Origin of the sequence: Stieleria sedimenti, assembly GCF_025060895.1 — a bacterium.
Lineage (GTDB): Bacteria > Planctomycetota > Planctomycetia > Pirellulales > Pirellulaceae > Stieleria > Stieleria sedimenti.
On sequence record NZ_JANZKV010000059.1, the window covers coordinates 35,539 to 57,330 of the forward strand.

Annotated in this window: 10 protein-coding genes; 4 read left to right on the plus strand and 6 right to left on the minus strand. The window is 57.4% G+C overall.

Annotation, left to right across the window (positions count from 1 at the left end):
- The first annotated feature begins 631 nt into the window (after positions 1–631).
- The 4 genes from NZK35_RS09255 to NZK35_RS09270 all read left to right on the plus strand — a co-directional run bounded on the left by NZK35_RS09255 (position 632) and on the right by NZK35_RS09270 (position 4,222).
- Positions 632–1,927, plus strand: coding sequence for a polysaccharide pyruvyl transferase family protein (locus NZK35_RS09255; RefSeq protein ID WP_259632250.1), 1,296 nt, complete (start codon positions 632–634; stop codon positions 1,925–1,927).
- 294 nt (positions 1,928–2,221) lie between these two features.
- Positions 2,222–2,668: a hypothetical protein gene (locus NZK35_RS09260; protein WP_259632251.1), complete on the plus strand. Its 447-nt coding sequence runs from the start codon at positions 2,222–2,224 to the stop codon at positions 2,666–2,668.
- A gap of 20 nt (positions 2,669–2,688) precedes the next feature.
- On the plus strand, positions 2,689–3,444 hold the full coding sequence (locus NZK35_RS09265) for a hypothetical protein (protein ID WP_259632252.1): 756 nt from the start codon (positions 2,689–2,691) through the stop codon (positions 3,442–3,444).
- A 46-nt stretch (positions 3,445–3,490) separates the two neighbouring features.
- Positions 3,491–4,222: a hypothetical protein gene (locus tag NZK35_RS09270; protein ID WP_259632253.1), complete on the plus strand. Its 732-nt coding sequence runs from the start codon at positions 3,491–3,493 to the stop codon at positions 4,220–4,222.
- Between the two features lie 35 nt (positions 4,223–4,257).
- On the opposite strand, the gene NZK35_RS09275 is transcribed toward NZK35_RS09270, so the two are convergent.
- The 6 genes from NZK35_RS09275 to NZK35_RS09300 form a co-directional block, all read right to left on the minus strand.
- A complete protein-coding gene (locus NZK35_RS09275) occupies positions 4,258–9,336 on the minus strand; it encodes a hypothetical protein (protein ID WP_259632254.1) in 5,079 nt (1,692 codons plus the stop codon).
- A gap of 78 nt (positions 9,337–9,414) precedes the next feature.
- The gene (locus NZK35_RS09280) at positions 9,415–10,017 is read right to left on the minus strand and encodes a hypothetical protein (protein WP_259632255.1); all 603 of its coding nucleotides are present in this window, start codon (positions 10,015–10,017) and stop codon (positions 9,415–9,417) included.
- Positions 10,018–10,223: 206 nt separating this feature from the next.
- The gene (locus tag NZK35_RS09285; protein ID WP_259632256.1) at positions 10,224–10,988 is read right to left on the minus strand and encodes a hypothetical protein; all 765 of its coding nucleotides are present in this window, start codon (positions 10,986–10,988) and stop codon (positions 10,224–10,226) included.
- Positions 10,989–11,144: 156 nt separating this feature from the next.
- The gene (locus NZK35_RS09290; protein ID WP_259632257.1) at positions 11,145–12,761 is read right to left on the minus strand and encodes a ComEC/Rec2 family competence protein; all 1,617 of its coding nucleotides are present in this window, start codon (positions 12,759–12,761) and stop codon (positions 11,145–11,147) included.
- 9 nt (positions 12,762–12,770) lie between these two features.
- Entirely contained in the window at positions 12,771–16,445 is a 3,675-nt protein-coding gene (locus NZK35_RS09295) for a S8 family serine peptidase (protein ID WP_259632258.1), read from the minus strand.
- 89 nt (positions 16,446–16,534) lie between these two features.
- The gene (locus NZK35_RS09300; protein WP_259632259.1) at positions 16,535–21,784 is read right to left on the minus strand and encodes a patatin-like phospholipase domain-containing protein; all 5,250 of its coding nucleotides are present in this window, start codon (positions 21,782–21,784) and stop codon (positions 16,535–16,537) included.
- Positions 21,785–21,792: the final 8 nt, after the last annotated feature.

Sequence of the window (21,792 nt, forward strand, 5' to 3'; positions counted from 1 at the left end):
GCACGACAGGCAACGCACCGGACACGCCAACAAATTGACGATCAACAGCAGGGCAAGAAGGGGGGAGTTCATACGTCGATTCTAGCCTTCGACCCACGCTGCGGCAAGTTCGATGCCTCGATAACTCCAATCATGCGACTCAAACCCGCCTCCGAGCATTCGCATCGACTCATGGAAATCACCCATGCTTTTTGAGGTCGTGCAGTTTTAAAGTCACCCTCCCTGGCCGGGAGGGTCGAGCGGTGAATCGCAGTGTTCGCTGTTTCACGTTGGGGCAGGGACACCATGCCACCTACTCTGACGCCAACCGGGGTGTTGTTTGTTAGCGGTAGGGCGCGAGCCCTCCGGTATTTCAAGGTGTTTTCAAGCTGGAACCGGACGGCTCGCGGGCTGTCGATTTAAGCCCGCACGCGTAAGCAAGGGGCAGCGCGGCGCCCCTCGCTGACGCGTCGGGCTGTCATCATGGCATTGATTTCGAAACATCAACTAAATCGACAGCCCGCTCGCGTTGTTCCGCTCACTCCTTGAGTGCCAAAGTCAAAGGCATTGCGCGGGCACCAAGCGGCAACTACGATGTTACCCGGGAAGTGGCTAATATCAGGGCCCCACACTCTTTTCCAAGGAATGAAAGATGGCGTCATTGGAACGCAACGCGATCACCCGTCGGAAACTACTGGCCTTGCTCGCAGCGACGACAGCGGGCCAGAGCATCACGGGCGCAGAACCGGCGAGCCCGAAGCACATTCTGTTGAGATCGTCGTGGCAGACCGTCAATATCGGCGACATCGCCCATACACCCGGCGTGTTGCGGATTTTGGAAACGCATCTTCCCGAGGTCAAGATTACGTTATGGCCGAGCAACGTGGACAATGGCGTCGAAGAATTATTGTTGGCGCGATTCCCTGAACTGCGGATCGTCAAGGGAGCGGATCAGCTCAAGGCCGCGTTTGCTGAGTGCGATTTTCTGTTGCACGGATCGGGGGCGTCCCTCGTCGCGCAGCGCGATGTCGTTCGTTGGGCCGAGGAAACGGGCAAGCCGTACGGCATCTACGGGATCACCTTGCCGCCGAAGAAATCCAGTGCGACCCAAGCGACTTCGGCTGCGGCGATGGCCGAAACGATTCGTGTGCTCAGCGACGCGGCGTTTGTGTTTTTCCGTGATTCACACTCACTGGCACTCGCCAAAGACAAGGGGTGCACGGCACCGATCATGCAGTTCGGCCCCGACGGCGCGTTCGCCTGTGATTTGCGTGATGACGAAAAAGCAGATGCGTTTCTGGCCGAGAACGGATTGGAGACCGGCAAATTCCTGTGCTGCATTCCCAGGCTGCGTTACACACCCTACTGGTTGATCAAAGACCGTCCGTTTGACCCGGTCAAACACGCTCGCAATGAAGAGATGAAGGAGCACGACCACGCACAGTTGCGGGCGGCGATCATCGAGATCGCGAGGACGACCAACTTGAAAGTGTTGCTTTGTCCCGAAGACCAAACGCAGATGCAGGTGGGCAAGGAGGTGATCCTGCATCGCCTGCCGGCCGACGTCCGCGAGCGTGTGGTCTGGCGTCCGAATTACTGGTTAACGGGCGAGGCGATCAGCGTCTATGTCCGCAGTGCGGGGCTGTTCGGCAACGAGATGCATTCGCCGATCATGTGCATCGGCCACGGAATTCCTGCGATCGTCTGCCGCTGGGCCGAACAGACGTCCAAAGGATACATGTGGGAAGACATCGGGCTGGGTGAATGGCTGTTCAACCTGGACGACCCCGCCGACGTTCCCGACATCGTCCCGGCCATCCTCGAGCTGGCCCGCAACCCGGAATCGGCGCGACAGAAAGCACAAGCGGCGCAACAGCGAGTCGAACGTTATCAAGCCGAGACGATGGCGATACTGCGTGACGAGTTGGCATCAATCGCGAAGGAATAGGAAACCGCCACTGTCGGCGGCCTGCTCAACAGGCGGCGGATCAATGACCGTTGAGATTGACCGCTGATGTTTTTTGGTGGTTTGGTTACCCATCTGCGGGATGTGCGGATTAAAATGCCTCCTGAAAAGGGATCCTGCGTCTCGTCTTTGGCGAACGCTGGCATTCAATGCGGAAAGAGATCTTCGCGGCGGCTAGCCTGTCGGTTGCGAACGCCTTAACGAAGATTGCAAAACGATTTCGAACAAAGCCTTTGTCTTGCATTCGATTCTACATCAAGTTTTTTGGGGAGATCCATGACAAGTCGATTGACTTTCTCGCTTGCCATACTTTTGCTCGCAGCGTCTTCCGCTGCCGCAGTCAAACCGATTGATCCCGGGATCATCGTCCTTGGAGTTCGTGGAATCGTCTATCCACTCGCTGACGGCAGCAGCGCTGTACAGGTCACAGAAGTGTTTCCTGATTCTCCGGCTCAGCGGCTATTCAATGTACAGACGCCGCCGATCACGAAACCGTATGACTTTCATGAATTGGCAGTGGGCGATGTCATTTTCAAGGTGCAACCCACCGGCGCCACTCCTCCAGCACCAACCGTAGTGAAAAACGTGCAGGACCTCAAACTGTTCCTCCACCAACATCATGGCAAGATTGTGTCTCTGTTCTTCCAGGTTCCGGTGACCCCGGCAGACCCCTCGGGCGTCAAAGAACTGCAGGTGAAGTTACGGAAGCTTCCAGTTGAATAGCCACCAAATTTAAAGGATCCATGATGAAACGCACCTTGAAGACAATGCTGGTTCTGTTCGCCTTGATGACGCCGTTTTCCACAGCTTTTGCAAACCCACCCGATGGCCTCGATGTTGCAACGGATGCGTCCGCTCTAGTACCACCGTCGACGGGTTTGGGTCTTCCGCCGGTTGAGCCGCTGCCTATTCAGGCTATTCCGGTTCCTGAAACGATGGCCCCCAGCGAACCATCGCAGAATTTTGTCCATCCCGATCCGAAGGTGATTCCAGAATCGTTTCGTGCTGCAGTTCCCCTCGTGAACGAGGCGGCGAATTCGGTCGGCTGGCCTGTTCATTCACCCATGGGAACCGCCATCTTGCACTTGAGTGTTCCTAGCGGCAGTTACGTGACGATCAACGACAACCCAACTCGAAATCGTAACTGGAGCAGCCATCGGCACTATGTATTGTCGGGAATTCCTTATCAAGGAAGCCGGGAGGTGCGAGTGAAGGTGGGGCTTAGGAAAGACCGCTGCCCTTGCAAATTCAACAACGCCGCTGCCTGTCAGGATTGTGGCACGGACTATGTGACCTGTTGCAAAACCGTACGTCTGAGTGCCGGCGAAGAAGAATACCTGACATTTGATTTTAAGTCCGATTCGGCGGACAATGATCATCGAGCCAAATTATCTTTCGAAATCATCGACGAGACAAGCTTCCGAATGCACGTGCCGGGAACTGCGGGACAACCTCTCGGACAAGCGGTGGGGGCTCCATCTCTCGGTCATGCACTCTAGGTACCGAACGACTTTTTCCCGACTGTACTCTTGAGGTCGCAAACTGATGGCAAAGAAGAAGACCAAGAAAAAGACCACATTAAAACCAGAAAACACGGAGGATGAGTCTGCATCGAGAATTGCATCGGAACACCTCGCCGACGATGCGGAAGAACGTCAATCTACAAATGCACCGAACGGGGCAACTGAAATGGATGACAGTCTAAATGATTCCGACATCGAAGAACTCGTCCTGCAAATGGTCATGGAAGGTGCCAAGCCCTATGCCGTCGTTCTAGCCGCTGTGCAAGTTCGCTTTTCGCAATCCCTTGCCCGGGCGAATGAAATATTCGGGCGACTTTTCGTTGAGTGGATCAGCAACTCGACTTCCGAATTCCAGGTGTTTTCGTCGGGCGGTCAGGTGCTTGTCGGAATTCGGGAGCCCAAAAGCTTCACTGCCGACACGCATCCGCTGATCGATCATCCATCGGTTGCCGAATCCGCCAGCTTTGCGACACCCCAAGTCGCGATGGCCGCAGCTCCGGTGACGGTTCCTCGCGCTGCGATCGCTGTCGCCGGTTGCGAACCGAATGAATCTGCGAGTCTCATCTTTCAGCGGATCGTCAATAACGCGATGGGCTTCATGCGGCCCTTGCCCATTTCGCGTGCACGCCAGTTAGTGGAATCCGATATCTGCTTCCGTCAGAAAGGGCGTTCGTTCTATAGTGTATTGCGAGAACTGCTCTTGATAGAAACTTACCAGCGTGTCAAACACAATGGGGTCACCTGCCTGATCTAGGCACTCTGCCTCCGCGACGCAGGGCTGGCCGCCGCTCAAGGTTGGTAGCTTTCCATCATGCTCCCCAAGTCGATGCTTTCATAGGCGTCATTCGAGATAACCGGCGTTGACGAGGCGTCTTCCAGATTCATTGGAACGCGGCGACGATGATCGAATGGCGGATCCTGGAATTCGCTCGGACGCCGCTCTCGTTTCAGGAATCCGTTGCCTCGGGGATCGTCCTGTGGCGTGACGCCGGGGTAGACGTATCCGCCGGGGTGGTACGGCGACGGTTGTGCTTGGCGGTGATACAAGTCAGGGCGGTCGTACTCCTTGCCGCGGCGTTTTAGCCCCAGCACTTCATCGACCGTACGAGTGGTTTCATCAAAGACGGAATCGGTCACGAGTTGCTTTCGTCCACGTACGACGTGTTCGCGATCACGCACCGAGAGGTGGTTGAGATCAACGACGCTGGGTGCCCAACGCAGCCCCATGACATCGAATACGGTCGGGTAGACCACCGATTGGGCCAGGATGATATTCTCCTGGATCGACGACTCCGCGCTTGGTGCCGGTCGGAACAACGCACCGACACCGGGGATGTCTTGCAACAGGGGGACGCCTTGCGAGGTGCGAGCTGCTTTTAATGCCACCTGATAGCGGCTCACGCGACGAAGTTCGAAACTGGTCGTTTGTACTTGTGTGTTGATATAGTGTCGTTTGACACGGCCGAGATGTTTTTCGTCGGCGCGAACCGGCTCTCGAACGTTCGTGGTGTACATGTAATTGAAATCGTACACGATAGAAATCCCGTCCGGCTGGATGACTGGACGGATTTCATACCCCGTTCCCGTTTCAATTTTGTAGATCGACGGGTCGGGGACGAGCGATTGAAGTGCGGAACCGGATTGCTGGTCGGGAAGCGGTGCAAACCCCATTTGTTCTTGTTCGCCGCTCGATGGCAATCCAGGGTAGACATTTTGCATCATGCCGTTGGACGGCGCTCCGCCCATCAATTGGAACGCTGACAAGAAGGTAGGATCTTGCAGCAGCGCCCCGTAGTCCTGTGCGAGTGCCTTGGCGCCGTCGAGCGCTTCGACGATCGCGATTTTTCGTTTCGGCAGATCAAATTCCATCGTCGCCTGGGGGCTGACTTTCGCGAACGCCCGATTGTTTGTCAGAATTGAAGTGCGTTCGACCTGAGCGAAGGTGACGTCCATGTGGCGTGAAGCGCTTCGTACCCGAACAAACGCCGGATCGTAAAATTGAACTTGGAAATCGTCTTCCAACGCCACCGAGAGCCGTTTGAGATAGCCGTCAAGAGCGGCGACCCGTGAACGTGTGCCCTCGAGCAGGTCGACCAGTTTCTCCTCCTGTTCCTGAATCAAGAAGTCGAGCAGCTTCTTCTGTTCAAGGCTGCTGCGAGTCTGACGCAGGAATTCTTTGGCATTGGAATACTGCAATTCGACTTGGGCCAGTCCCCGTGCCGTCTTGTGAACCGAATCAACCAGACCGAATAGCTCGCGGTGGTTGTCTGGATTTTGCAGCGAACGTTCCAGACGCTTCAGTTCTTGGTAAGCATCTAAGGCAGTCCGGTAGTTGAATGCAAGTGGATTGACTGCCTGGATGTACTCACGGTATAGCCGGTTATAGGCGAGCCAAAACTCATCCGATTCTTCGGTGACTTTGACGATCAGATCTTCAAGTTGATCGGCTAGGAACTGATTTTCCTCCATCTCGATCAGCGATACGATCCCAGAGGCATCTCCGGCTTCGATGAGTTCAAAAACTCGGTCGGATTTTGAAATCAGATTTTTGAGCTTGATCAGGTTCTGCGTACGTGGAGAAGCGTGATCAGCAAGATGCGAGACTTTGGCGAGCAACGGCCTGGTCTGACGTGCCATCTCAACCGCTTTGGGATCACCGTCGACGAGGGTGTCATATTCCGTCGAACGAATAAACGTCTCAACTTTCGATAGAAATTCTGCGGCCTGCTGTTTCCCTAACGCCAAAGACTGCTGAATCTGATCCTGCCATTGTTCCGCATCGATTTGCGCCGTCGCCAGATCATGCGACGCAGTCAATCGCTGTTCTTGGATCTCTCGCGATAACTGCAGAACGCGTGGACGCAGGCTGTTACGGGCTTCTTCCTCCTCTTGAATCTCGTTGAGGACATTGTCTTCAATCATCGTCCTTTCAATCACTCTCTGCTTGAGTTCAAGCTCTGTGATCAGGCGTGACTTAAAAATCTGTGCCAAGCGAATGAACTCGCGTTGGACCGGGTTAAGTGTGTCACTATCCCCTGCGATGCCGAAACCATCGATACCGGCGACACAGCCCCCCTGGATCGATCCGAAGAAGTTCATCAAATGCGTGAAATGGTATCGTTGATTGTTGTTCAGCGCGATTCCTTCGTAAGCAATTTCCTCGCGATTGACGCGGTCGTGGTGTGGCATCCAGAATCGGGTTTTGTGCGGAAACACTTCCGCAGATCGTCGCATGTTGAATTCGGCCTCGATCAGATCGCTTCGTACCATTTGCATGAAGTTTGCCAAAATCCTCTGGCGAACGTCATTTTTGGCCAAGGCAAGTACAAACAGCGCCTGGTGCAAGCTGATGGTGTCCATCGAATGCAAGCCGAGAATCTTGTTCTCGCTGTTAAGAAACTCAGAATCCATCTCGTAGAGTTCATCGATGAAATCGCGGCCGAAGAACTCGTACAGATAACGTCTGTCGCGGTCGATTTGGTAATGGCCGGTTCCGTGCATCGTTGCGATCAGCGTCGCTTCCTGTTGGATCGCTCGACGGAGCAGCATCAGCGATTGAGAGGTCAGTCCGCGTGAGATCTTCAATTGGGCATCGATTTTGCCTACCGGCGCCTCCATTCTCGCCCCGTTCTCGCCATTGACCTGGGCGGTGATCACGTCGACTTTCACCTGACCGACCGGGGCGTCAATCTGGTTGATCATGGTGCGAATGACATTGATGCCTTTGCGTGGGCCGCGCAGCTGGATCAGACCTTCGCCGATCACACTGATCGACACCTGTGCGACGGGGTCGACGGAATCCAGTTTCGCGGCGCCGTAGGTGTCGGGATCTTCGTGAGCCGCAGCCACCTCCAACCGGAATTGGTCCGCTCTGGCAATCTCTTCTTGTTCAGAGAGGTCCAAGGCCTCTTCGTTGGAATCAAAAGCGGTATTCCTCCTGCCATCCAAAGCTTCGGTCAAGTCTTCCAATCGGTCGTTCTCGCTGTCCAGCAGGTTCCAGCGTGCGGTCAACCGCTCGTTGGAGCGAATCAGGTCATTGATTTGTGCTTGAATTGTGCCCGGCTTGGCATTTGGATCGATCGTAGCGCTGGTTACAGGCAATGCGGTCGCCGTCGGTGATTCGATCAGTGCCGATGCAATGCGAAAGGGGGAAGGTCTTGTTTCGGAATAGACAACTTCACCTTCAGGTTCCGGGGCAGGCGTGGTCCCGCCGTCGGCTCCGCTTCCGCCGCCGCCGGTCGGAGACACGTTGAGTTGTTCTTTCAGCGTGGCGATGCGTTGATTATTGATCTGGATCGTGCGATAGATCTGTTGTTTTTCAGCTTCGATGGCCGCCTGGTCCCGACGTCCAGCGGCGATTTCGTTTTCGATCCGACGTAGGTCTTCCGCATCCTTGACCGCTTTGCGTTCGGCGCTGCGTCGTTGCCGTGTGAGTTCGTCCGCATCTTTCCGCGCCTTGGCCGCGCGAATCTCGGCTTGCTCGACCGCGGCACGGTTGTGGGGTTCAACCGTTCGATTGATTAATTGTGCGACCCGATGTGCATCGCGAAAGTAGTAAAGTCGCACGACAGTTGTCTCGACCTTGTCGGCCGGGTTGATCCGTCGTTTGCGTTCGGCCGCTTCGAGGGTTGAAATGAATTCAGGGAACTCGACTCTCTCGCCCTGCGTTGCCTTGGCGTAAACATCAACAATCAGCTCTCGAGATTCTCCCGACGCACCGTTTGCACCGGCAGGATTTTGTACACCGTCAACAAGAACACCGTCACTGGAAAGATAAGGGACGGACAGCCTGTAAGATCCGAAGGGCAGGTTGGCAAACGTTAGAACAATAACCTTTGTCGTCCTGTTACCGAACGTTTCGTTGCTGATGTTGGCTTCCGCGATCGTGACTTTCGTCGCCCTGCCTTCATCGAGCAGTTGGTAGACCGTGAATGCTTCTTTGAGCAGCTTTCCGGGCGCAACCTCAAAATCTTGATCCCGGAGGAACAAGCGGAATGCATTGGGGGCGTCCACAGGTCCGCCGACTTCCACGTGGTCCACGATCGGACCGACCGAATCTGCGGTGATCGAACACGAGTTTCCCTTGGCCTCGATTTGACGCAACTGCCCGTCGCTGTCCTTGTAATCGATCACTGCGGCCAATGAGATCTCGATGTCGCCTTGGTTCGCGATGCTACTCAAGTCGAACACCATGGCTTTTGCTTTTAGCTGGGAAGCCAACAGAGAAACGGATGATCCCAGCGTCCGGCCGGTCTTCGTTTCGATTCGGATTGTCGCGGACTCGATCACCTGTTGTGACCAAGCCGGGGTGAAGGTGAATTCAACTTTATGATTGATGTGACTGCGATCGAGGCGATATTTCTTGTCTGACCCGCCTTCCGGCTGAGGGTCCAGTGGTGTGCCGTCGTTACTCAAGAACCTCAGTACGGCACCCTTGAGAAAGGTTTCCGCGGCGGTCTTCACAGCAGTGCCCACCTGGGAGTCGTTCCCGTTGGCGGCCGCATCGACTGGTGTGTCGTCGAGCGGCATTAACCGCGCCAAACGCACCGGATTGGGATCCGAGCTCTGGCCGCCGAACTGACTGACCTCGCCGTGTGCTACCCGCTGGATTTCCGACCCGCTGTTGAGCTGATTCTGCCAACGGTTGTTCGTCAGAGCGGCGTCAGCTCTGGGGCTGGCCAGCAACGGTTGATGGGTTGCCCGCCGCAAGTTGGGTGAACTTGAGGATTCCAAGACGGTTTCCGCATTTCCATCTCCCGCTGCGGCACGAATCGACAAGTCGCGCCAGTGCAATGCCGACAGAACCATCGCCGCCGCAACGATCGCGGAAAGCAGGATTTGCAATGCATTGATGCGTTTGAATGTCATGATGAATCTGCTGACCAAAACGCGTTGTGGGGCTTAAGAGAGTTTTGAGTAACCGAGTGATACTGTGTTCACAGCAGATCACCGATTGGTCCGAATGAAGTCGAGCGATGAACCTTCTTTTTGCCGGGCAGCGGCGCGGAGGCTGCTCTCGTATCCGGCTTGCGATGCCTCATCACCCATGCTGGACAATGGTGCGACTCCAGGGACCATCTTCAGCAGCGATGCAGCGCTGTCGACCACCAAACCTGCGGTCGAGTCGACGGCGTGTTTCACACCCGACAATGCGGATTGGGATTCCTGCGCGGCGTCGGCCACCGATTGAACGGTGGCCGAGTTCTTGATCGTAGATTTTGACTTGGTCGCGAGCGTCTGAACCCAATCACGGGTGCGTCGGCCGATGCCGTGTCCGGAATAATAGTGAACGCGTACCCTATTGGTGTTCCAGTTGCCGAACCGAATACTGACACGACGATCGGCATAGACATACGTGATGCACTTGCTGGAATAGGCGATGATCGGCGATCCCGCGGGAAGCGTGACATCAACATACATGCGTTCCCCGGTCGTCGGATGGTTCGCAATTACCGTCGTCGGGCCACCCAGGACGATCGGCCCTTGGTATTCACGGTCGCCATCGTAGAAGTAGCGATGGATGTGCAGCGTCGGCGGGATGTCGACCACCAATTCACCCTCCTCGCCAGCAGGTTCAAATCGGACAGCCGGTAGGCCGCGTTCGTGAGCGCCAGGTTTCACAACGACTAACTGATTAAGACCGCTCGATTGTGGTTCCACGGCCGGAAGCTGTGGGCCGACCGTGCAAAGCAACGCGGCGGCAGCCAACGCGATCCATCGGCTGTATCGCAATACTGAATAGTGATGCGTCATTGCTATTGATCCCGATGGCGTTCAACGATGAGCTGGAACACTCGGATTTCATCGAATTGTTCTTTCAACAAAGGGTCGGTGCCTAGTCTTAGATCAATCCCCGGGTGATCCGGACCGAGCGTTTTGCTGACCTGTCTTGGCGCATACACCATCGTTCGTGAGTGCGCACGATTCGTCGGTCGCGCTCGCACGATTGGAACGCTCTTGACGGAATTGGTCGGAACCCATAGTTCATAGGTCGACTCCCAGATCGCTGGCGACAGTGCGGATGATGCTCTGCCCGAACGACCGCCTTGAAGGGCACGTAACCGCAGCGTCACATTGGTGCCATCGAGCGCTCGTTCGGGTCCGCCACTGAACGTCAGCCGGCAGCTGGTCGCCAGCGATCCCGAATCCTGCAACTCCACGGCGATGTCCTCGACCCGGAGCCCATCGATTTCAAACCGGCGTTGATCCGGATGGTAGGCTCGTGCACGCGTCGCCTGATCACCTGCCACATTCCCGATGTCTGCGTCACTTCCGGCTTCGAGCGTTCGTGGCACTCCGACGGTGTCCACCAGATCGATCGAGATGGATCGTCGTGTCTGATCTTCGACGTAGTTGTAGGGACGAATCGAACCTCGATTACAGGTTCTCGCTCGACCCCAAAAAAGATGCTCCGCGCCGGCGGTGTTGTGCCAGATCGATGCCGAAAGCAATGCGGCAATCCAGCCAATTTGTTTCCGTCGCATCCGCTGATAGCCTTTGAAGTCTGGGGCTTGCGTCATCCATCGCCCGTTGTGGCCGGGAGCATGTACCACCCATACTCCCCGTTATTGGGATGATCGGAAACCAAGCTTGACGATCATGAGGAAAACGAGGGTAATCCGCATTATTCAAGCCAACTTCGAAAGTGTGCCATCCACCGATTGATTTGTACACGACTATTCCAACGTGTACTCGACGAACAGTTTGTTGCTCGTGTCGATGTGTTTGGCGGTGGTTTGTGATTTCTGCCAGTTGGTCCATTGATCATCATCGGCCAGGTCGCGCAGTGCTTTCTCCGTCGCGTCGCCAGATTTGGCTTTTGCCGCCCAGCCGGTGTCGGCTCGGACGACTCGGCCTTGGCATTTCTGTAACAGACGCAGGTAGAGCGGTCGGGCGGGCATTTGCCAGGACCCCTTGGGGTTGCGGGAGAGCGCGAGTTTGCGATCGACCGGGATGAAGGCCGTCAATTCGTCTTCGTTGGTCATCAATTCCAAACCCTGGCCGCGTGCCGTCGCGTTGTGGCTGGCGTGGTGTCCGACCTTGTAAAACACCGTCCGGGAGATCAGATCCGCGGCCGTCACCGTGCGGGTCGCGCCGCCCGGGTCGGTGACGGACCAGTGGAGGTCTCTGTCATGCCATGACAACCAATTTCCCTGTTGTGCGTCGGCGGGAAACAGCAACACCTTTCCGTCGGCGATCCGCTCGATCGCCAGCACCAGAGAGGTGTTGTTGGTCAGACTATCCAACTGCAACGCAAAATGGCTGGCGGCGTTGATCCAGCCGGTGTCGACCGATCGCCATTGCTGGTCCGTCTGGCAGTAGTGCGGATAAAGCTGGTGTTTTTGCTCGGCATCACGCAGACGAAACCGCGAGTCGAACGGCTGCTGCAACTCCGATTCTTCGTCGTCGGCAGCCGCCGGGGAACTCGCCGTGCCGGCGGCGTTCAATTTCGCGGCGCGCACCAGCCCGTACAATTCGTCGCTGCCGTGCTTGCCGAGATCCTTCAGCAGTTGCTTGTCGCGGGGTGGCCCGAGCACATAGATGCGAAATCCCGGCAACCAGTCCGCTTCGATCAGATCACCTTGGTTGTGATAGGTCGGCTCGACACCGAGCCCCGTGCGGACAAAATCCATGGCTTGGTCGACGGTCTTGGCAAAGCCCAACGGATCGTCGGAGGGTTCGCCGGCAAAGCCCATCAAGTCATGCACCTGTTTACCGACGTCAGTATCGGCCGCCGCATGAGCGATCTCGGCCAACGCCCTGCCCAAGTCGTTTCGGTACTTGGCAAGCGTTTTGGCATCGGGGTCACGTGGATTTTCGGTCCAGGCTAACCAGACATGATCGACGTTGCCGACCAACGCCTTCATCGCCTTGGTCTTGAAAGCGGACAGGTGGTCTTGATGTTCATGCGTTGCAACCACGACGTGCAACCGACCCTTGTCCAAGATCGTCGTTTCCAGGTGTTTGACGATGTCGTCGGTTTTGACGTCCGAAGTTTTGTTGCCCAACGTGCCGCAATCGATCAGCAGATGCCGTTCTTGGCCGCCGACATCAAACGTCACCAGAAAACAATCCCCGAGCCCTTGACGAAACATCCGCACGCGGACGGCCGGCAAATCGGGTTGCTTGTTGGATGTTTTGCGTTTGCCTGTTTTGCGCTTTGTCGTCTTGCGTTTCGTCGCCTTTCGCTTTGCGCTCTTGCTTTTCACCGTCTTACGTTTGGTCGGGCCGGTCTTGGCCGAGGCCGTGGACCGCTTTTTGGCCGTCTTGCCGGCTGATTTGCGTTTTGCCATGAGAGATTCCTAAAGAGATGGACCGCGGTGGAGGAGCGCGAACGGTTCGTCGCCTGGGGTGGACGATCGGTCGCCGAGCGAACGGGCGCCCAAGTAGGTCGCTTGCAAGGAATCAAACTCGCTGAGCGCAAAGGATTGTTGTCGTTTCAGTCGCGACGAGCTTCGCAGATTCTTGCGAATGCAGTAACGCACCGTGCTGGCCCGCAGATCGGCGACGACGGTGCAGCCGCCTTCAAACGACATCCTGGGACCCTTGGGGTCACTTGGATCCACCGGCTGCGTGGTCGTTTGCAGTAGTCCCATCAATAGTTGGGGCAACACGTCGCCATCGGGGCTGACGCGACAGGCGATCCGCGCCGAATGGACCTCGAACGACTTTTGTGGATCGAGCCCCAAGAACTGGGCGTCGCGTTGTTTGTCGTCGTCCGAGCGTAAATGATGACTGAGCCAAGAGTGAAGTTGATAACGCATTTTCCGCTGCAGTCTGAAAATTTCTTCGCGGGAATCGGCATACAAGTGCTCGTTGCCCGCGCCGCGAAGACTCCTCAAATATTGCAACAGCACTTCAGAGGGCATCGGGTCTTCCGACTCCGGTGAACGCCACCGCAAACCGGCTTCGCTAAGCGTGCGAACCTCGCGCGGATAGATGCCACGCCGCCGGAACGCCTCGATGAATGAGACCCGATATCCCAAGTCGTCGTTTGCGACCAGATCGTGGTCGGCGGTGATGATCGCTCGCAGGTACTCGCCGAAGGTGATGTCGGTCGGGGGGCAATAATCCAAAGCCCGAATGCAGATCGTCAACACATGCTGGGCCGAACGCGTGACCTCACGTGCCAGGCGATCGACCAGATCGGGATGGATGGCGCCGGGGCTGAGGATGCCGGTGCCGCCGGTGACCAAACGCAGCAGATCGGCGGTGCGGCGTTTGTAGATCGACAGGAACGCATCGAAGACGGCCGAGACGAGGATGCGGCCACGTGCGTGGGATTCGTCGGTGGTTTCGTATTCGTGCGGGTCGGGTTGCCGCAGTTGCCATCCGTCCTCGGTGACTTGACCGATCGCATCGCGCAGCGCCATCCGTCTGCCGGTGGCGTGGCCGAACTGTGACGCCAATTGAACCAGCAGGTTTTCTTGCGCGTCGATCGCGCCGCGGGTGTTTGCGATCTGGTGGGTGACCAACTCGGGAAACGTGAAATGTTGCAGCATCGCGACGCAATCGGCAAAGCCTTCGTGAAAAGCATGGACGTCTCGATTGCTGGGCAACAGAAACTGGCGGTGCATGCCGTCGAGCAAGGCGTGCGTGGTTTCGTGGGCGATGATGTCATGCGAAAGGCACGTGAAGATGCGGCCGCCCGGGAGATGGTCGCCGGGGCGATCGCGCGAGGCATTAAAATAGCCGAACAACAACGCCACCTTGGACGGCGAGTAATAGGCATTGGCTTCGCGTAACGCATGCGGGTGGACCCGCAACCGTTGGACATAGTTGGCATCGTTTCTCGGGTGGGCGCCCTCGGCCGGCGGTCCGGGCCGCCACAGCGATTTGCGTCCGAGCGCCCGTTCAAAGTTTTTGATCGTCAGGCTGCAGACCGAATACACCATCTGTTGGTGAAACTGCGGCGATCCTTCCGAGGGCGGCAAACCGTCTTGTGCGAGCAGTGCGGGGGCGTTCAGATCGACCGGTTCGTAAAAACATCCGCTCGGTGGGTCGACGTCAACGACTTCCAAGTATTCGCCGATCGGGCCGGCATCCAGGTCCTCCCAGGGAAGCTTGAGCGTGACTTCGCTGACGCCGACCGTTTCCAACGACGTCGTCAGACTCGGGTCAACGGCGTAAGCACGCAGCGATCGAAACGGCGGTGACGGCGGTTGAAAAACAGTTTTCGGCGGCGCGGCGTCGTCGGAATCCTGCGGCGGTTTGGACACAGGACGTTTCGGCTTGATCGGCTTTCCAGCGGTTGCGTCCAAGTAGTCTTTGGCCCTCGCTTTCAAGACCTTTGATGCGGCAGGGTGTTCGCTGACTCGTTCTAAAAACGCAATGACTTGGCTTTGTGACACGTCCTCCGGCGGTCGATCGGGATCGTCCACGGCGCGGTCGAGCGGGTTTTCTTCCTGGGTGCTGTGCCAGCGCTGGATCAATTGCGTGGCTTCCAATTGCAGCATCTTGTCTTCCGGTGATGCAGCGAGTCCGCGGCGGAAGAGGACGTTCAGGAACGGGAACCCGGCCGAGTCGGTGGGGGTCTTGCGCAGCGCGGCACGGTTTGCCGGTGCAATCTCCAACGCCTTGAGTGCTCGTAGGATGCCGTTGCCCAGCTTGTCGCGGCTGCCACCATCGGCTGACTTGTCGGCCGAGAGAAACAGCGCCCGGCGGACCGCTTCGACGCGCATCCACGGCTCGGGGTACTTCTGCGAATCGAACAACTCGTCGGCGTGGACTTGCAGGTAAAGCGCCGCAGCGGCTGCGATTTGGGGCGTCGCCGACGATGTGCCTGCGCCGTCCATACTGACGAGATTGTTGCAACCGATCCGCGCCCAAGGGACGTTGGGGGTGTACGCGGACAGGGCGGTCGCCATGGCGGATTGCGGCCCCCAATTGCCCTGCATCGTGCCGAAGCGAAGATCGTAATAGGGCGTGCGATCGGCCATCACCCCACAGGCGGCGATGACACGGCGGAACCGCGCGGGATAGACGATCTTGTGTGTGGGGACGCCGAACACACCGGCTGAAAAATTGTTGCCCGCGGCGGCCACGTAGACGATGCCGGCTTCATAGGCCTGATTGACCGCATCGGCCCAAGCCTGTGATGCGACCCCGCCCATGCTCATCGAAATCACGTGCACGCAAGTTCGTTTTCTGTCGCAGAGTTGTGCGGCGTAGTGGATCGCCCGGGCGACGCTGCTGGTCGTCAATTGAACGACTGAATTACCGACCCGCAGCGGCACGATACGGGTCTGCGGTGCGCCGCCCAACAGTCCATCAAACTGATACCCCGATCCATCGAATCGAAACGCTCCTCCGGCCAACAGAGCCAACGTCGCGGTACCGTGACCGGGATTCCGGAGCGGGCCGGTGTTGCCGGGGTCGCGTGCATCGTCGGGCGAACCGTCATCGACGAAGTTGCGTTGCAGACGTAGATCGACGAACTCTTTTTGAAAGGTTTGGTGGTCGGGGTCGTATCCGGTATCCAGGTGGGCGATTCGCACCACGGCGGGATCGGATCCGATTTGGGCCCGCGCGGCGGCCAATTGTGAAAACCCATCACCGAGATGCCAAGCAAACTTGCCCGGGCGAGTGGGTAACTCTCGGTTCTGGTCGTCAAAGACACACGCATCGCCATCGGCGGCCAGCCCTGCGTCGTGGCCGGCGATTTGTGGCAACCAGTCCTGGACCAGATCCGGTTCGATCAGGTCGGGAACGGTGTCGCCCGCCAGCCCGATGCCGTCGGCCATCATTTCGCGCGCCGTGTGCGCCAGGTCCCAGGGATTGGCGCCGTCGATCGACTGCTTCGGCCGCGCCAGCATCCAAGCTTTCCCGGCGGATGCGGCGGCCAATTCCGTTCCCGCCGCCGATGTTGAAAACAACCATTCAAAGTCGAACTGGTCACTCGACGGTGCACCGTGTTCGCCGGCCAGAGCGGGCGCGTCGGCGGCGCTGTTGGGCACACGCAATAACAAACCATTCATCGGCGGCATCGGGGGATTCTCCCAAGGTAGATGGCTCTGGCAAGATGATCCGTCATTCCCGATCGATGGGAACGTCGGCGGGTCGATCATCATTCCTCCGGAAGCGAATCGTCCGCCATTTTTTGCCCTTTTTCCTGTTTCTTCTTTCTTGGTTTCGGTTGATCGTCGTCGCTCGGTTGATTTTCGAACCTGCCGAGTTCATTTCGATGGGTCAGCGCGACGTACCACAATTGCATCAGTGGTGGGACCCCCTTGGGAGCACCGGCCAGAATCAATTCGGCCAGTTCCTGATCCACCTGATCGACGAAATCTTTTGTTTGAGTTTCGCCGTCGGAGGGTGTGAAGCGATCGTGGGATTCAGTGAGTTTTTCGATGTGAAGACTGATCGACTGCTTCGGCCGGTCGCTGCACATCACAGCGACCGAGAGATTGATGACCGAACGCGCGAAATGGCCGATGGCTTTGGCATTCCAGATCATCGACTTGCATTCATGCAGCCTGGTCAACGCGTCGAAAAGCTTGGTCGCCAACTCATCCAGGTCCGCATCATCAACCTCGATTTCGCTCTGGTTCACTGGGGCAGTGATACACCGTGCGATTTCTGCGCAGACATCGAGTAAGCGGTCCTGACCACCGGGCGCGAACGAGACGTCGGGCACCAGAGAATCGCATTTTTCGCTGCAGGCGTATGACGTTACCAATGCCGCCAAGTGCGCCGCCATCAACGGCCCGGACGTGACATCGGCGCGGATCGATGTCGCGGTTCGGTGCAAATCAGTCCATAATTCGACCAGTTTGGAATCCTCGGCTGATGAGATTTCCTTCGCGTCGATCGCGATCGCATCCTGATACGCGAGTCGAATCCGGCGGTGCGATTCACATTGCTGCAACCAATTCCGGGCGCACCTGACATCATCGCCGCTGATCATCGCCCTGACGCAGCGTTTGAATCCCGAAACCCGAAATCCTTTGAACGCCCTGTGATTCAGCAGTTCCTCGGCATCGCTGTGGAAGTAACCCAGGTACCACAGCCGGGTCAGCGTGTTCAAGATGCGTTTCAATTCGACGCGTCGCAACCCGCGATCCAGTTCGTGACGCGCCGTGACCATGCGTGATTCGGTGGGCGTCTGGCGTCCGGTTTTAAACGCCAAACTGCCTCGTTCGGCAACGCCGTCGATCCCCCAGCCACAGGATCGTTCGCCCCTGGCCATGCGGCCCCACATCACGCACACGCATTGTGCGAACGAGATGGTGGTCACGTGCTCGCCGCCTTGGAAAACAGACCGTTCCAGTTCGGAAATCTCCGCGACCACATTGCCCAGAACTTCACGGAGTTGAAAATCCGGCGCGGCGGCGTTGGAACGGGGCAACGAGTCGACGATGGTGTTTGCCAAGTTCCGACACAAATCGACCACTTTGCGCCGACCGCCTACCTGGAACGCCGCATGGGGTCTGCCGCGATGCACTTCTTGACACGCCGTTGCCATCGCCGCCAGATGTGCGGCCAGCAACCGTTTGCACCTCAATCCGGACGGCCGCTCCTGGGCGAGTCGCTCGTGCAGCGCCGCACAGAACGACTGGGCGCCGGTGTTCAGCACGTTGATGTCTTCCAACACCGCCTTGCGATACACGCTGCGCACGTCGGCGCTCATTTCGTAGATCCGCAACCAGGACTCGGCGAACGTTTTCGGATCCCGATCGGTTCGAAGCGATTGCACATGCTGGTGCAGATTGGGAAAGGCATACGTCGAGATCGGCCAAATCGCTTCGTTGAAGATATCGTCCTCGCGATAGGTCACCTCCTCGTAACACGCCAAACGATAGGCCGTCAGCAATCGTTCCTGCAGCACATCAAAGTAGGGCACACCATCCCGAGCCGATCGCGCCGCGGGTTGAGGGATTTGTCTGAGTTCGCGTTGAAACCGTTCGTATTCTGGACTGTCGGGGGCGGACCGTTTTTGGCCGTGGCCGGACCGCGTGGTCACGTCGTCAACCGCCGCGACATTTTTAACCTTCGTCGCGCCGTCGGCTTGGACCTCGCCGGATGCGACGTCGTCCGGTTTGATACCGCCGGCTGTGGCAGCGCCGGCTGTGGCAGCGCCGGAGGCGTTCCAGCGCCCCATCGACCAGCGTTCCAATTCGCGAGACAGCTTGGAAGCAACGTGGTAGCCGAGCATGCGATAGGCGGATACCTGATCTTCGGAATAGAATTGATTGACCGTCGGTTCATCGGGGAAGGTTGGAAAACGGTGCCGAATCTGTTGAATCTCGATCGGATCGGAATCCGAAATCGCCATTTGGCAATAGATCAACAATCCCTCGGTTGCATCGGGATACCGCACCCGCATGCACAGATACGGCTGATGCACCAACCGCTGTTCGTCGAATTGCAGCCGACCGAAATCGATGGGGGCTTCGTGATCAAGATCGACGAAACGAATCCCCAGCTCGGCGGAGGTTTTTTCACACATTTTGGCCAGCGTTCCCAGATGATCGCCACCGACGTTGGCCCCGGCGTCGCTGACGACGATCAGTTCGCAGCGACGTTTTAATAAAGCAGAGACGCCGAGGTAGTCGGTGAATCCGCCGTCGGCGACATAAAACGACTTGGCCGATCGTTCACGCTGTTCCTTGGGAGCGTGGGGGCCGATTTCGCGAGGCATGATCAACATCTTTAAAAAGTGTGGCACACCTTTCTCGTGGATCACGCAACTGCCAATGATCCACGCCAAGGCGAACGCCGTGACCGTGCTCGGCCAGTCACCGCGCATCACCCAGAAGATCAAACCGGCAAAGGCCGTGGCGATTCCCGCCGTCAGCAGCCAGACCAGATTGTCCGGGCGAGCGTTCTTGACGTCGGTCTTTTCGGTGCGATAGACCTGCATCCCCAAACCGGTATTGAAAAAATCGACCAACAGCGAAAGGCAGCGATTGGTCGTCATGAACGCCGTCACCGCGGCGCCGGACAAGGTCACCGCGTCGGCCAGCGTGACGGATTTGGCTTCGGAGTTTTTCGACAAGGCGACCTGTTTGGTGCAAATTCGATTGTTGGGATCATCCAAATCACCGCAATACCGGGGACTGAACATGAACGCCCGCGACGAAATCATGTAACCTCCATTGACGGTCGCCGGTTCCAGCGATGCGGCCAACATCAACGGGTAGGGAAGCCCGTCACGTGTCGGATCGAGCTGATGCAATTGGACTTCGCCCAACGCCTCTTCACGACGATGCGAACGCACCAAAAAATTGGCCCCCAACTGCTTTCGATAAAACCGAAACACCGTGGCGACTTGATGGCGGTAGACGCCTCCGATCGCCCCGATGGTCGCCATCAGCAGCCACAACCCGAGCCAGGATCGCCGCGCTTCTTGGTCGTACGGTGGCACGACGTGCGTGCTGGGGATGTCCTTGGAACGCACCGCTCGGGGATACAACGCTTCCAACAACAGCCGGTTGACGTCTACATAAGCAAGACGTTCGCTCCGGGAAGAAGCCGGTTCCGCATCCGGGGCCAGCTCGATCAACTTGATCCGGTGCGCGGCGTTGGCGATCGACTTTCGTTGCTGTTTGGAAAAGTCAAAGTCGCTCGACGCCAGGAACGTCAGAACGTCCTTGTAAATGGGATTCGGCAATCCCGGCGACACTTTCAAGTCCGATCCGGATGTCCCGACACCCGTGAGCAAGGCACGCGTGAACCTGGAGCTTTCCAGGTGTCGATTCCACAGACGGAGCTGATCGCGTTGAGCCACGCGGAGCGATTTTAATTTTGCGAATTCACGCCGCATGGTGTCGACAACGCCGGCCTTTGCCGGAGTATCGTCCGTTGCGGTTGACGGCTGCTCTGATGCGGGTGATTTCGAATCGGACATCGCCAGCTGGTAGGCATGAAACGCTCCCAACAGCCGATGCTCCAACATCCATGGTGACGCGACGTCCTTTTCGTCGTCCGTCGGGTCAGTCACGTCCCGCGGGGCCATCACGTCCGTCGCGTCGGAGAGCAATCCCCAACGCCGCGTCGCCAACGTTTGTTCCCAGCCATCGGGCAACTTTAATTCCTTTGACAGATTGTCCGCGACATTCAGCCGTCCGGGGTCGTCGTCGAAATTACCGATCAGAGACAACACGATCGATCGCAACAAAGACGGCACGCGGTAATCCGGTGTTTCTTCGTACGTTTCAAAGACGTGCTCTAGGGTTTGCCAATCGCTTACGTCACCGACGACCAAATACGGATCACGATGATTGCTGTATTGACTGATGTTCTCCCGCCCCATCCAGTGAATCATCGAAAAGACCAGGAACAGCGTCACGCCGACGGCAATGAAACGCTGTAGATGGCGCTGCCAAGTCTTGGCGTCTTCACGCTCGGATCGAAACAATCGGTCGCTGCCGAAGAACACCAGAACTTGAAGCGTCCCTGCGATCACGGCCAGCCACTGCGCGTAGTGATTCAAGTACAGCGAACTGCCGGCAGCCGATTGAACGTTGGTCGTCCCGTTGCCTAAAAAGATTGCGATGGACGTCAAAAACGCCAGCACCAATGCGACGAAGGACCAGGCGCGGACCGTGACATGTTTCTGCTGCAATTTCCACGTGTTTTCGCCGATCACCCAACGAAACGCCGACCATCCAATTTCCAAGATCACAAAGACCGCGAGAACGATGATCGCGGGAATCAAGGCGATCAAGAATTCGTTGCCGGCACGAATCCCCAAAACCTCGAAATACATCGCCCGAAAATTCGGGTCGTCGAACGATCGCCAGAACAAGGCTGCCAGCGTCGCCAGGATGCCGCAGATGCCGATATAGAACGTGGCGCTAAAGAAACACGACCACAGATAGGCCGGTAAAACTTCCATCGGACGGCTGAGATAGCCGCCCACCGCAGCCAACCGCCTTGGATCGACTTCTCCCGTCCCCGGTTTGCGGCCCAAGTGCCACCGTTTGAACTGGTTCTCGTCGTCGCGGTCGTCGTCGTGAAATCCCTTGGCCCGGCCCCCTCCGGGCGGGCCTGACGCATCGCCGCGTCCCTTGCCGCCCTTCTCTTGACCGGCTTGCGACTCGGCCTGGGCGATCAAGTGTCCGGCGATGTAGCCGCCACCGGAAACACTGGCCAAATAATCCACGTAGCGCAACAAGCCACGATGCGAGAGCCCTTGCAAAAAACCATCGTTGTACAAAGCCGATCGGATGCCGCCGCCCGATAACGCCAGCCCGATCAGGTTCTTGGGACGCTCGGCGACGTCCTTGGGAGGCGTGGTGTGGAACGCTTTCTCACGGCGTTGGTGAATCGATTGCCACTCGTCCTGTTTCCAGTCAGATCTATCGTTCGTCATACCAGCCC

Bases quoted from the DNA above. Each gene is read 5' to 3' on its own strand.
- NZK35_RS09255 (WP_259632250.1), top strand. From the start codon at position 632: ATGGCGTCATTGGAACGCAACGCGATCACCCGTCGGAAACTACTGGCC.
- NZK35_RS09260 (WP_259632251.1), top strand. From the start codon at position 2,222: ATGACAAGTCGATTGACTTTCTCGCTTGCCATACTTTTGCTCGCAGCG.
- NZK35_RS09265 (WP_259632252.1), top strand. From the start codon at position 2,689: ATGATGAAACGCACCTTGAAGACAATGCTGGTTCTGTTCGCCTTGATG.
- NZK35_RS09270 (WP_259632253.1), top strand. From the start codon at position 3,491: ATGGCAAAGAAGAAGACCAAGAAAAAGACCACATTAAAACCAGAAAAC.
- NZK35_RS09275 (WP_259632254.1), bottom strand. From the start codon at position 9,336: ATGACATTCAAACGCATCAATGCATTGCAAATCCTGCTTTCCGCGATC.
- NZK35_RS09285 (WP_259632256.1), bottom strand. From the start codon at position 10,988: ATGACGCAAGCCCCAGACTTCAAAGGCTATCAGCGGATGCGACGGAAA.
- NZK35_RS09290 (WP_259632257.1), bottom strand. From the start codon at position 12,761: ATGGCAAAACGCAAATCAGCCGGCAAGACGGCCAAAAAGCGGTCCACG.
- NZK35_RS09295 (WP_259632258.1), bottom strand. From the start codon at position 16,445: ATGAATGGTTTGTTATTGCGTGTGCCCAACAGCGCCGCCGACGCGCCC.
- NZK35_RS09300 (WP_259632259.1), bottom strand. From the start codon at position 21,784: ATGACGAACGATAGATCTGACTGGAAACAGGACGAGTGGCAATCGATT.